Here is an 11,619-nt window from a genome sequence, read left to right as displayed (position 1 = left end):
CGCCGACGCCGTCGACCGCGCGCTGTCCGACCCGCGCGCCGCGCGACGCCGGGCCCGGGCGGCCGGCGGGGCCGGCCGGCAGGGCTGACCGGCACGCGTCGCTCACACCGCGTCCGCCCCCCGTTCCCCGGTCCGCACCCGGACGACCGTCTCGACGGCCTGCACCCACACCTTCCCGTCGCCGACCTTCCCGGTGCGGGCCGCCTCGGTGATCGCGCCGACCACCCGGTCGACCTGCTCCTCGTGCACCACGGCGTCGATCCGGATCTTCGGCACCAGGTCGACCGCGTACTCGGCGCCCCGGTACAGCTCGGTGTGCCCCTTCTGCCTGCCGTAGCCGCGGACCTCGCCGATGGTCATCCCCAGCACGCCGAGCTGTTCGAGCGCGCCCCGGACGTCCTCCAGCGCGTAGGGCCGGACGATCGCGGTCACCAGCTTCACGACGCCTCCACCGGTGGCGCGGTGGTGGCCTGCCCGGCCGGCCGCGCGGACGCGGTGCCGCCGCGCAGCGTGGAGAAGTCGTAGGCGGTCTCGGCGTGCTCGGTCTCGTCGATGCCGGTGACCTCGTCGTCGCCGTCCACCCGGAACCCGATGGTCACCTTCACCAGGTAGCCGAGCAGCAGCGCGAGCACGAACGAGTAGGCGAGCACCGCCCCGGCGGCGAGCGCCTGGCGGCCCAGCTGGACCAGCCCGCCGCCGTAGAACAGGCCGTTGTCGCCGGCCGCCGCCGAGTTGACGCTGTTGTCGCCGAAGAACCCGATCAGCAGGGTCCCGACGATCCCGCCGACCAGGTGGACGCCGACGACGTCGAGCGAGTCGTCGAGCCCGAACCGGTACTTCAGCCCGACGGCGAGCGCGCACACCGCACCGGCGATCAGCCCGATCGCCAGCGCCCCGACCGGCCGGACGAACCCGCAGGCCGGGGTGATCGCGACCAGCCCGGCGACGGCGCCGGACGCCGCGCCCAGCGTGGTGGGCCGCCCGTCCCGGATCTGCTCGACGAGCAGCCAGCCGATCAGCGCGGTCGCGGTCGCCAGCATGGTGTTGGTGAACGCGGTGGCGGCGAGGTCACCGGCGGACAGCGCCGAGCCGGCGTTGAACCCGAACCAGCCGAACCACAGCAGCGCCATCCCGAGGAGCACGAACGGCAGGTTGTGCGGGCGCATCGGTTCGCGCGGCCAGCCGCGCCTGCGCCCGAGCACGATCGCCAGTGCCAGTGCCGCGGCGCCGGCGTTGATGTGCACCGCGGTCCCGCCGGCGAAGTCCTCGGCGCCGAGGGTGTTCGCGATCCAGCCGCCGACGTTGTCCGGGCCGGTGAAGCCGTCGAACGCGAACACCCAGTGCGCGACCGGGAAGTACACCACCGTGGCCCACAGCACGACGAACGCCGTCCAGCCCCAGAACTTCGTGCGGTCCGCGACGGCGCCCGAGATCAGCGCCGGGGTGATCACCGCGAACATCAGCTGGAACATCACGAAGGCGAGCGCGGGCAGCGCGTCCGGCCCCGGCCACGGCGCGGTGTCGGTGCCGACGCCGACCGCCTGGCCGATCGTGTTCGCCAGCCCGGCGAACTCGCCGCCGCCGAGCAGGCCGCCGCCGATGTCGTTGCCGAACGCCCAGCTGTAGCCGTACAGCGCCCAGAGAACGCTCACCACCGCCAGGCAGATCACGTTCATCATCAGCATGTTCAGCACGGACTTGCTGCGCGTCATCCCGCCGTAGAAGAACGCCAGCCCCGGCGTCATCAGCATCACCAGCGCGGCGCTGACCAGCACCCACGCCGTGTCTCCCGCATTGAGTTCCACCCGTCCTCCGTTCGGTCCGCCCCGACCAGGTGGCATGTTTCGCCCGCTGTGTTGCAGGGAGGAACGGTCCGCGGTTTCCCGGGCGTGTCGGGTCCCGGCACCGGGCGCAGCGGGCGCCGACCGCGCCGACCGCGCAGGCGGTACAGGGGGTACAGGGGGTACAGGAGGTACAGGGGGCGCGCTGCCCGGCCCTTCCGGGCACAGCGGTACGGACCGGTGGGATCAGCCCATCTCGTCGTCGAGCCGGCCGTTGTTGTAGTCGTCGTACGCGGCCAGGTCGAGGAAGCCGTGCCCGGAGTAGTTGAACAGGATGACCCGCTCCTCCCCGGTCTCCTTCGCGGCGAGTGCCTCGTCGATCGCGGCGGCGATCGCGTGCCCGGTCTCCGGGGCCGGGATCTTCCCCTCGCTCCGGGCGAACTGCACGGCCGCCTCGAAGACCTTGCCCTGCGGGTACGCCGCCGCCTCCATCCGGCCGTCCTTCACCAGCGACGACACCAGCGGCGAGTCGCCGTGGTAGCGCAGGCCGCCCGCATGGATCGACGGTGGCACGAAGTCGTGGCCGAGGGTGTACATCGGCATCAGCGGGGTCAGGCCCGCGGTGTCACCGAAGTCGTAGTCGTAGCGGCCCTGGGTCAGCGTCGGGCAGGACAGCGGCTCGACGGCGAGCAGCCGCACGCTCTCGTCCGGCACGAACGGGAAGGTGATGCCGCCCAGGTTCGAGCCGCCCCCGCAGGACCCGATCACGACGTCCGGCAGCGTCTCGCCGGCCAGCCCCAGCTGCTCGCGCGCCTCCAGCCCGACCACGGTCTGGTGCAGCAGCACGTGGTTGAGCACCGACCCGAGCGCGTAGTGGGTGTCGTCGCGGCCGACGCAGTCCCGCACCGCGTCCGAGATCGCCGCACCCAGCGAGCCCGGGTGGTCCGGCTCGTCGACCGGGCTCGGGACCACCTCGCCGCCCCAGGTCTCGATGGCGATCCGCCGGTAGGGCTTCTGCCCGAACGACGCCCGCACCATGTAGACCTTCAGCTCCAGGTCGAACTGGGCCGCGGCGAACGCCAGCGAGGTGCCCCACTGGCCGGCGCCGGTCTCGGTGGTGAGCCGCCGGATGCCCTCGCGGGCGTTGTAGAACGCCTGCGGCACCGCGGCGTTCGGCTTGTGGCTGCCGGCCGGGGAGACCGATTCGTCCTTGAAGTAGATGCGCGCCGGGGTGCCCAGCGCCTGCTCCAGCCGGACCGCCCGCTGCAGCGGCGTCGGCCGCCACAGCCGCAGGATGTCGAGCACCTCGCCCGGCACGTCGATCCACGGTTCGGCGCTGACCTCCTGCTCGATCAGCGACATCGGGAACAGCGGCGCCAGGTCGGCCGGGCCGACCGGCTCCCGCGTCCCCGGGTGCAACGGCGGCTGCACCGGGCTCGGCAGGTGCGGAACGACGTTGAACCAGGCCGAGGGGATCTGTTCCGGAGGCAGCGTCCAGCGGGTCATGACCTCGGAATCTATCCCGAACGTGCCCGGGATCACGAGGGGGGCGGTCCGCCCGGCTCGTCGATCCGGACGGCGACCTGCTCGTTGTCGTAGGTGTAGCAGAGGTAGCTGTAGCCGACGCCGTGTGCGGCGGCGTACTCCCACCAGGCTCGGGCCTCGTCGCGCTGCCACTGCGGGAAGTTGAAGAACTCGTCGAACAGCACGATGCTGCCGCGGCGCAACCGCGGGCCGACCCCGGCCAGCACGGTGACCGCGGACGAGTAGAGGTCGGAGTCGACGTGCAGGAAGTCGACCGGGCCGGGATGCGTCGCCAGGAACCCGTCGAGGGTGTCCTCGAACAGCCCGGGCACCAGCTCGGCGCCGGGTACCCGCGGGAGCTCGCCGACGTCGCCGAACGCGCCGGCCGGGAAGCCCTGGCGCCAGGTCTGCGGCAGGCCGGTGAAGGTGTCGAAACCGTGCACCCGGCCGTCGCCGCGGTGCTCGGCGATGGTGCGCAGGGTGCCGCCGCGGTACACGCCGAACTCCAGCGCAATCCCGCCGGTCGGAGCGGCCCGGAGCGCGTGCTCCAGGGTGGCCTGCGGGTTCGGCAGCGGCACCGCGTCGGCGAGGTGCTCCCGGGCGAACCGGGCGCTGCTCGCGACGGCCTCCCGCTCCCCCGCCGCGATCGTGTCCCGGCGGTCCCGGATCTCGACCGCGCGCAGCTCGGCGACGACCCGGTCGACCTCGGTGCGGACCCGGCCGTCCAGCTCCTCGCGCAGCAGCGCCAGCTCGGACCGCAGGGTCGCCGTCTGGTTCGCGGTGTGCCGGGCCAGCGCGTCGTCGAGCACCCGCCCGGCGCGCCGGCGGGCCCGCCGGACGAGCCCGCGCGGCCCGGGGAGCCCGATCAGAGCTCCCGGGACGCCCGCAGCCGACCGAGGGCCTCCTCGAGGATGGCCTCACCGTCGGCGTCGCTGCGCCGTTCCTTCACGTACGCGAGGTGCGTCTTGTACGGCTCGGTGCGCGGGGCGGCCGGCGGGTTCGCCGAGTCCCGGCCGCCGGGCAGCCCGCAGCGGGGGCAGTCCCAGGTCTCGGGGACCTCGGCCTCCGCGGCGAACCAGGTGTTGTTGACGTGGCCGTTCACACAGTAGAAGGGGATCCGTTCACGGGCGGCACTCTCGCCCCGCTCGGACTCGCCCATCGGACCGGCCCCCACCCGGGTGCCGCGGATCGCGTTGCCGCCAGCCATCTCCCTCGTCCCCTCTCCCTCGCCGCGACGGTCAGACGTTCGCCAGCATCAGGCCGTTGCCGACGACGGCGATCGCCCAGATCATTCCGACGAAGATGGTGTAACGAGCCATGTTGCGGTCGGCGGCCGCGGAGCCGGACAGGCTCGACTGCACGCCGCCGCCGAAGAGGCTGGTCAGACCCCCACCCTTGCTGCGCTGCAGCAGGATCAGCGCGATCAGCAGAAGGCTGGTCACGATGAGGATGATCTGCAGTGTCAGGATCACGCGCTTCCCAATCCTGGTCGCTCGCCGGAGTGGCCGAGGATACTCCGCACGCTGCGGGGGCCCTCCGGCCGGGGTGGCCGGGAACGCGTGGAGCCGTGGCCCCGCACCCGGCGGCCACGGCTCCACGGCTGTGCGGACGGACCTGCCTAGGGCAGCGGACCGCCGGCCGCGATCGCGGACAGCTTCGCGAACTCCTCGGCGTCCAGGCTGGCGCCGCCGACGAGGGCGCCGTCCACGTCGGCCTGGCCGACGATCTCCGCCACGTTCGACGACTTCACCGAACCGCCGTAGAGGATCCGCACGGCGCGGGAGACCTCCGGCCCGTACAGCTCGGTCAGCGTCCCCCGCAGCGCCGCGCAGACCTCCTGGGCGTCCGACGCGCCGGCCACCCGGCCGGTGCCGATCGCCCAGACCGGCTCGTAGGCGAGCACCAGGGTGGCCGCCTGCTCGGCGGTGACCCCCTTGAGCGCGCCGCGCAGCTGGTCGGTGCAGTGCTGCACGTGCTCGCCGGCCTCGCGGACGTCCAGGCCCTCGCCGACGCACAGGATCGGGGTGATCCCGTGCCGCAGCGCGGCCAGCACCTTCGAGTTGACGACGGCGTCGTCCTCGCCGTGGACCTCCCGGCGCTCGGAGTGCCCGACCACCACGTAGCGGCAGCCCAGCTTCGCCAGCATCGCGCCGGACACGTCGCCGGTGTAGGCGCCCGAGTCGTGCGGGGACAGGTCCTGCGCCCCGTGCACCACGCTCAGCTTGTCGCCGTCGATCAGCGTCTGCACGCTGCGGATGTCGGTGAACGGCGGCAGCACCGCCACCTCGACCCGGTCGAAGTACTTCTCGGGCAGCGCGAAGGCGAGCTTCTGCACCACCGCGATCGCCTCGAGGTGGTTGAGGTTCATCTTCCAGTTGCCGGCGATGAACGGCTTACGGGTCATGCGTCACCCTCCAGTACCGCGACGCCGGGGAGGGTGGCGCCCTCGAGGAACTCGAGCGAGGCACCCCCGCCGGTGGAGATGTGCGAGAAGCCGTCCTCGGGGATGCCCAGCGCGCGCACCGCGGCCGCGGAGTCACCGCCGCCGACGACGCTGAACGCACCGCCCGCCGTGGCGTCCGCGATCGCCTGCGCCACACCGCGGGTGCCGTCGGCGAACGGGGCCAGCTCGAAGACGCCCATCGGGCCGTTCCAGAAGATCGTCCGCGCCGCGCCGATCCGGTCGGCGAACGCGGCGACCGACTCCGGGCCGATGTCCAGGCCCAGCCAGCCGTCCTCGATGCCGGTGACCGGCACCGTGCGGGTGGTGGCGTCGGCGGAGAACGCGTCGGCGACCACCACGTCGGACGGCAGGACGATCTTTCCGGACTCCAGCAGCGTCCGGCAGGTCCCGACCTGGTCGGCCTCCAGCAGCGACGACCCGACGCCGTGCCCCTGGGCGGCCAGGAAGGTGAAGCACATCCCGCCGCCGACCAGCAGGGTGTCCACGCCGGGCAGCAGCGCCTCGATCACGGCCAGCTTGTCGGAGACCTTCGAGCCGCCGAGCACGACCGCGTACGGCCGCTCCGGATCCCCGGTCAGGGTCCGCAGGACCTCGACCTCGGACAGCACCAGGCCGCCCGCGTAGGGATCGAGCCGCTGCGCGACGTCGTACACCGACGCCTGCTTGCGGTGCACCACGCCGAAGCCGTCCGAGACGAACGCGGCGTCGTCGCCCACCAGGGCGGCCAGCTCGTCGGCGAACGCGGCGCGCTCGGCGTCGTCCTTGGCGGTCTCCCGGGCGTCGAACCGGATGTTCTCCAGCAGCACGACGTCGCCCGCGGCCATGCTCGGCAGCGGCTTCCCGAGCTCCACCAGCCGGACCGGCGCGCCGAGCAGCTCACCGAGCCGGTCGGCGACCGGGGCCAGCGAGAGCTTCTCGTCCGGGCCGTTCTTCGGCCGGCCCAGGTGCGCGGTCACCACGACCAGCGCCCCGGCCCCGGACAGCGCCGAGATCGTCGGCACCGAGGCGCGGATGCGGCCGTCGTCGGTGATGTTCCGGTCGTCGTCGAGGGGAACGTTGAGATCGGACCGCACCAGCACGGTCCGGCCCTGCACGCCCTCCCCCTCGTTCAGGAGGTCGTCGAGGGTCCTCACAGCTTCGACGCCACCAGCCCGGCGATGTCGACGAGGCGGTTCGAGTAGCCCCACTCGTTGTCGTACCAGCCGACCACCTTGACCTGGTTCCCGATGACCTTGGTCAGGCCCGAGTCGAAGATCGTCGAGTGCGGGTCGGTGACGATGTCGGAGGAGACGATCGGGTCCTCGGTGTACTTCAGGATGCCCTTCAGCGGGCCCTCGGCGGCCGCCTTGAACGCCGCGTTGATCTCCTCGGCGCTCGCCTCCTTGCGGACCTCGACGGTCAGGTCGGTGGCCGAGCCGGTGGGGATCGGCACCCGCAGCGCGTAGCCGTCGAGCTTGCCCTTGAGGTGCGGCAGGACCAGCGAGATCGCCTTCGCCGCACCGGTCGAGGTGGGGACGATGTTCAGCGCGGCGGCGCGGGCCCGGCGCAGGTCCTTGTGCGGGCCGTCCTGCAGGTTCTGGTCGGCGGTGTAGGCGTGGATCGTGGTCATCAGACCCTTCTCGATCCCGAGCAGGTCGTCGAGGACCTTCGCCAGCGGCGCCAGGCAGTTCGTGGTGCAGGACGCGTTCGAGACGATGTTCTGCGAGCCGTCGTAGTCGCCGTCGTTGACGCCCTTGACGATGGTGAGGTCCTCACCGGTCGCCGGGGCCGAGATGACGACCTTCTTCGCGCCGGCGTCGAGGTGCTTGGACGCGGCGTCGCGCTTGGTGAACAGACCGGTCGACTCGACGACGACGTCGACGCCCAGGTCCTTCCAGGGCAGCTCGCCGGGGTCGCGCACGGCGAGCCCCTTGAAACCCTTGCCGTCGACGACGATCTCGTCGCCCGAGGTGCCGACCTCGTAGGGCAGCCTGCCGAGGATCGAGTCGTACTTCAGCAGGTGCGCGAGCGTCGCGTTGTCGGTGATGTCGTTCACCGCGACGATCTCGATGTCCGTGGTGCCGGCGGCGCGCTGGGCGTCCACCGCCCGCCAGAAGTTCCGGCCGATGCGGCCGAAGCCGTTGACTCCTACGCGGACCGTCACAGTGCCTCCATGGGCTCGTCGTGCGCTGTCGTCTGGGTGTCCCAGTCCCCGGCGCGCCGGGTCCCGGCGGCGGGGCGGCAGGTCGGTCACGGCGCTCTCCCCCGTCGGGGAGCACCGCCTCCCGTGCTCGGCGACCACCCTATCGGCGGACCGCCCGCCCCGAACCCCGCGTACCCGGTGACCTGCGCCGCGATCCGTACCCGGACCCGATCGGGTACGGATCGCGGACGGGGTCAGGCGATGCGCAGGAACTTCTTCCAGCCGGGACGGGTGTCGGGCGCATCGGCGGCGGCGCGCTCGTCGTCGGTGAAGCCCTCGACGGGCTCGCGCGGGGCGGCGGCCCTGGCCCTGCCCACGAACGAGGCCGCGGCGGTCAGCGCGGCGGTGATCCCCTCCCGGCCGGGACCCGCGGTGATCGTCGCGGTCGCCGGGATCCCGAACCGGGCGGCCGCGGCGGGCCCACCGGCGCGCTGCTTGACGGCGACGGCCGAGCCCTCCCCCGCGGCGGCGTCCGGCTCCTCCGCCGGGCCGGCCGGCACCCCGGCCGCGGTGACGTCCACCAGCACGAACTCCCAGGCGTAGGCGGCCTGCTGGTGGGCGATGCGCTCGCGGACCGCGGCGGTGTCGCCGACCGCGGCCTCCCCGACGAGCAGGACGACGACCCGCCCGGGCCGGTCCCCCTCGGGGCGGGCGGCGAGCTCGTCGCCGACGGCGTCGAGCAGCCGGTGGGCGCCGGTGCGCAGGTCGGGCCCGTCGAGCGCGCGCAGCTTCGCGGGCAGCGCCGCGAGCGCCTCCTGCGCGGGCACCGGGACGGCCGGCGGGTGCGAGCCGTCGGCGAGGGAACGGGTCAGGTCGTTCCCGGTCGACAGCACGACCTCCGGCTCGTCCGGCCCGGCCTGGGCACGGAGCAGGTCGGCGAGTCCGGCGCGGAGTGCGGGGAGCAGCGGCCGCAGCATGCTGGATCGATCGAGATGAACGGCGAGGAGAGTGGAACCCGGGTTCGTCACGGCGGCATCATGCCCGACCCCCCGCAGCCCTCCCGTGACGGGGTGTGATCACCGTGGTGGTGCGGGCCGTCCACCGACGCGCTCTGGCGCCGGGTCCGGGAGCACGGCTGGTCGCGGGTCCGTCCCCCGGTCTTCCTCGCCGCCGGGCACCCGCTGACCCCGGCCGGACGGGTCCGTGCGGCGGCACTGCACGCGGGGCCGGCCGCCGTCGTCAGCGGAGCGGCCGCCGCCCGGTGGCACGGCGACGTCGATCGCCCGATCCCGGTCGTGGAGGTCACCGTCCCCCGCAGCTCCGGGGTACGCCCGCGGACCGGGGTGCGGGTACGGCGCCGCGACGTCGCGGCGCAGGACCGGGAGATCGTGCGCGGGGTCGCGGTGACCTCCCGCGCGTCGACCCTGCTGGAGCCGGCGGGCCGACCCTGCTCGACCGGGCGCTGCAGCGTTCCCTCTCCCCCGAGGCGCTGTACGCCGCCTACTGCCGGATGGTCGGGCGGCCCGGGGCGCGGCGGGCGACGGCGCTGCCCACCGCCGCCTCGGACGGCGCGGCCTCGGCGGCCGAGCGGTTGCTGGTCGCGGCCCTGCGCGACGCACGGATCGGCGGCTGGATCCTCGGGGTCCCGTGCGGGCCGTGGACGATCGACCTCGGCTTCCCCGCGGCGCGGCTCGCGGCCCTGCGCACCGGCACGGCGATCAGCCGTTCTCCTCCTCCAGCATCTCGGCGGTGACCGCCGACTCGGTGTCCGGGATCCCCAGCTCCGCGGCCTTCTTGTCGGCGGTCTGCAGCAGCCGCCGGATCCGGCCGGCCACCGCGTCCTTGGTCATCGGCGGGTCCGCGAGCTGGCCCAGCTCCTCCAGCGACGCCTGGGTGTGCTCGGCGCGCAGCCGCCCGGCCGCCCGCAGGTGGTCGGGCACCTCGTCGCCGAGGATCTCCAGGGCGCGCGACACCCGGGCCGCGGCGGCGACCGCCGCCCGCGCGGACCGGCGCAGGTTGGCGTCGTCGAAGTTCGCGAGCCGGTTCGCGGTCGCCCGGACCTCGCGGCGCATCCGCCGCTCCTCCCAGGAGAGCACGCTCTGGTGGGCGCCCATCCTGGTCAGCAGCGCACCGATCGCGTCCCCGTCGCGGACCACGACCCGGTCCGCGCCGCGCACCTCGCGGGCCTTCGCCGCGACCCCCAGCCGGCGCGCCGCGCCGACCAGCGCCAGCGCCGCCTCCGGCCCCGGGCAGGTCACCTCCAGCGCGGAGCTGCGGCCCGGCTCGGTCAGCGAGCCGTGCGCCAGGAAGGCGCCCCGCCAGGCCGCCTCGGCGTCGGACAGGTCCCCGGAGACGACCGGCGGCGGGAGCCCGCGCACCGGGCGGCCGCGGTTGTCCAGCAGCCCGGTCTGGCGGGCCAGGCCCTCGCCGTCGCGGATCACCCGGATCACGTACCGCGCGCCGCGGCGCAGGCCGCCCGCGGTGATCACGTGCGCGTCCGCGGTGTGCCCGTAGAGCTCGTGGATCTCGCGCCGCAGCCGCCGGGCGACCGAGCCGGTGTCGACCTCGGCCTCGATCACCACGCGGCCGCCCACGATGTGCAGCCCGCCGGCGAACCGCAGCAACGAGGCCACCTCGGCACGCCGTGACGACTGCTTGGTGACGGTGAGCCGGCTCAGCTCGTCCTTCACCGTGGCGGTCATGGCCATTGCGGGCTCCTTCCGCGCTGCGGGCTGTGCTGTTGTGTCCCGTCCCCGCCGCCGGTCCCGGCCGCCGGTACGGCGGCGCGGAACACGTCGAGCAGGGCGCCCGCGAGGGCGTCCGGATCGTGCCGCGGGGTGGCCGCGCGGACGTCGGCGACGTCCGCGAGCCAGACCCGCCCGCCCGGGACCAGCAGGTCGGATGCGGCCGCGTGCAGCCGCTCCGGAAGGCTCACCGACCCGATGTCCGCCAGGACGGCATGCGCCCGCAACTCGGGCGCGTGACCGGACAGTACTTCAAGGTGCTGCTCCGGCGAGAAACCGGCGGTCTCCCCCGGCTCGGGACTGAGGTTGAGCAGCACGATCCGGGCCGCGGCGGTCCGCAGCAGCGCGTCGCGCAGGCCGGGGACCAGCAGGTGCGGCAGCACGCTGGTGAACCACGATCCGGGGCCGAGCAGCACGGCGTCGGCGGCGAGCACCGCGCGGACGGCCTCGTCGCAGGCCGGCGGGTCCTCCGGCAGCAACCAGACCCGGCGCACCCGGCCGGGCGTCGACGCGACCGCGACCTGGCCGCGGATCAGGTGCGGGCCGTCGACGCCGTCCAGCTCGACCTCGGCCTCGATGTCCAGCGGCACCCGGGCCATCGGCAGCACCCGCCCGGCGCAGCCGAGCAGCCCGCCGAGCGCGTCCAGCGCGCGCACCGGATCGCCGTCGCGTTCCAGCAGCGCCGCCAGCAGCAGGTTGCCGACGGCGTGCCCGGCCAGCGCGCCGGTCCCGCCGAAGCGGTGCTGGACCAGCCCGGACCAGAACCGGCCGTCGGCGTCGTCGGCGGCCAGCGCGGCGAGCGCCATCCGCAGGTCGCCCGGCGGCAGCAGGCCGAGCTCGCGGCGCAGCCTGCCGGACGACCCGCCGTCGTCGGCGACGGTGACCACCGCGGTGACGTCGGCGACGTCGGGGCACCGGCGCAGCGCGCTGAGCGTGGCGTGCAGGCCGTGCCCGCCGCCGAGCGCGACGACCCGCAGACCCTCC

At 74.3% G+C, this 11,619-nt stretch carries 13 protein-coding genes; 1 reads left to right on the top strand and 12 read right to left on the bottom strand.

The features are described from left to right. Positions 1-102: 102 nt before the first annotated feature. From ABD160_RS28955 to ABD160_RS28910, 10 genes are all read right to left on the bottom strand, one after another. Positions 103-441: a P-II family nitrogen regulator gene (locus tag ABD160_RS28955; RefSeq protein WP_344028422.1), complete on the bottom strand. Its 339-nt coding sequence runs from the start codon at positions 439-441 to the stop codon at positions 103-105. Beyond that, positions 438-1,751, bottom strand: coding sequence for an ammonium transporter (locus ABD160_RS28950; RefSeq protein ID WP_425563680.1), 1,314 nt, complete (start codon positions 1,749-1,751; stop codon positions 438-440). The genes ABD160_RS28955 and ABD160_RS28950 overlap by 4 nt, the downstream gene beginning before the upstream one ends. Before the next feature lie 276 nt (positions 1,752-2,027). Beyond that, positions 2,028-3,287: a TrpB-like pyridoxal phosphate-dependent enzyme gene (locus ABD160_RS28945; RefSeq protein ID WP_344028417.1), complete on the bottom strand. Its 1,260-nt coding sequence runs from the start codon at positions 3,285-3,287 to the stop codon at positions 2,028-2,030. A 32-nt stretch (positions 3,288-3,319) separates the two neighbouring features. Beyond that, positions 3,320-4,114: a class I SAM-dependent methyltransferase gene (locus ABD160_RS28940; RefSeq protein WP_344028415.1), complete on the bottom strand. Its 795-nt coding sequence runs from the start codon at positions 4,112-4,114 to the stop codon at positions 3,320-3,322. Between the two features lie 56 nt (positions 4,115-4,170). Further along, positions 4,171-4,512, bottom strand: a complete 342-nt coding sequence (locus ABD160_RS28935) for an RNA polymerase-binding protein RbpA (RefSeq protein ID WP_344028412.1) — start codon at positions 4,510-4,512, stop codon at positions 4,171-4,173. 31 nt (positions 4,513-4,543) lie between these two features. Then, positions 4,544-4,777 carry a preprotein translocase subunit SecG gene (gene secG / locus ABD160_RS28930; RefSeq protein ID WP_344028409.1) on the bottom strand — a complete coding sequence of 78 codons (234 nt, stop codon included), beginning with the start codon at positions 4,775-4,777 and terminating at the stop codon, positions 4,544-4,546. Positions 4,778-4,923: 146 nt separating this feature from the next. Then, on the bottom strand, positions 4,924-5,709 hold the full coding sequence (tpiA, locus tag ABD160_RS28925) for a triose-phosphate isomerase (protein WP_344028406.1): 786 nt from the start codon (positions 5,707-5,709) through the stop codon (positions 4,924-4,926). Beyond that, positions 5,706-6,902, bottom strand: coding sequence for a phosphoglycerate kinase (locus ABD160_RS28920; protein ID WP_344028404.1), 1,197 nt, complete (start codon positions 6,900-6,902; stop codon positions 5,706-5,708). The genes tpiA and ABD160_RS28920 overlap by 4 nt, the downstream gene beginning before the upstream one ends. Then, positions 6,899-7,912, bottom strand: coding sequence for a type I glyceraldehyde-3-phosphate dehydrogenase (gene gap, locus ABD160_RS28915; RefSeq protein ID WP_344028402.1), 1,014 nt, complete (start codon positions 7,910-7,912; stop codon positions 6,899-6,901). The genes ABD160_RS28920 and gap overlap by 4 nt, the downstream gene beginning before the upstream one ends. Positions 7,913-8,145: 233 nt before the next feature. Beyond that, complete coding sequence (locus tag ABD160_RS28910; RefSeq protein WP_344028399.1) at positions 8,146-8,919, bottom strand: hypothetical protein; 774 nt, start codon at positions 8,917-8,919, stop codon at positions 8,146-8,148. Between the two features lie 482 nt (positions 8,920-9,401). On the opposite strand from ABD160_RS28910, the gene ABD160_RS28905 reads away from it, so the two are divergent. After that, on the top strand, positions 9,402-9,644 hold the full coding sequence (locus tag ABD160_RS28905; RefSeq protein ID WP_344028396.1) for a hypothetical protein: 243 nt from the start codon (positions 9,402-9,404) through the stop codon (positions 9,642-9,644). Here the strand turns inward: ABD160_RS28905 and whiA are convergent. Together whiA and ABD160_RS28895 are read right to left on the bottom strand one after the other, a co-directional pair. Continuing rightward, entirely contained in the window at positions 9,610-10,599 is a 990-nt protein-coding gene (gene whiA, locus ABD160_RS28900) for a DNA-binding protein WhiA (RefSeq protein WP_085913887.1), read from the bottom strand. The genes ABD160_RS28905 and whiA overlap by 35 nt on opposite strands. Further along, positions 10,590-11,612, bottom strand: a complete 1,023-nt coding sequence (locus ABD160_RS28895; RefSeq protein WP_344028441.1) for a gluconeogenesis factor YvcK family protein — start codon at positions 11,610-11,612, stop codon at positions 10,590-10,592. Before ABD160_RS28895 ends, whiA begins: the two co-directional genes overlap by 10 nt. Between the last annotated feature and the right edge of the window lie 7 nt (positions 11,613-11,619).

The organism is Pseudonocardia kongjuensis, assembly GCF_039526905.1.
In the GTDB taxonomy this organism is placed as follows: domain Bacteria; phylum Actinomycetota; class Actinomycetes; order Mycobacteriales; family Pseudonocardiaceae; genus Pseudonocardia; species Pseudonocardia kongjuensis.
This window is presented reverse-complemented; position numbering and strand designations above follow the sequence as displayed.

Excerpts from the sequence above, each read along its gene's own strand:
- ABD160_RS28950 (WP_425563680.1), bottom strand. The coding sequence starts at position 1,751 with ATGCTGATGACGCCGGGGCTGGCGTTCTTCTACGGCGGGATGACGCGC.
- ABD160_RS28945 (WP_344028417.1), bottom strand. The coding sequence starts at position 3,287 with ATGACCCGCTGGACGCTGCCTCCGGAACAGATCCCCTCGGCCTGGTTC.
- ABD160_RS28935 (WP_344028412.1), bottom strand. The coding sequence starts at position 4,512 with ATGGCTGGCGGCAACGCGATCCGCGGCACCCGGGTGGGGGCCGGTCCG.
- tpiA (WP_344028406.1), bottom strand. The coding sequence starts at position 5,709 with ATGACCCGTAAGCCGTTCATCGCCGGCAACTGGAAGATGAACCTCAAC.
- ABD160_RS28905 (WP_344028396.1), top strand. The coding sequence starts at position 9,402 with ATGGTCGGGCGGCCCGGGGCGCGGCGGGCGACGGCGCTGCCCACCGCC.
- whiA (WP_085913887.1), bottom strand. The coding sequence starts at position 10,599 with ATGGCCATGACCGCCACGGTGAAGGACGAGCTGAGCCGGCTCACCGTC.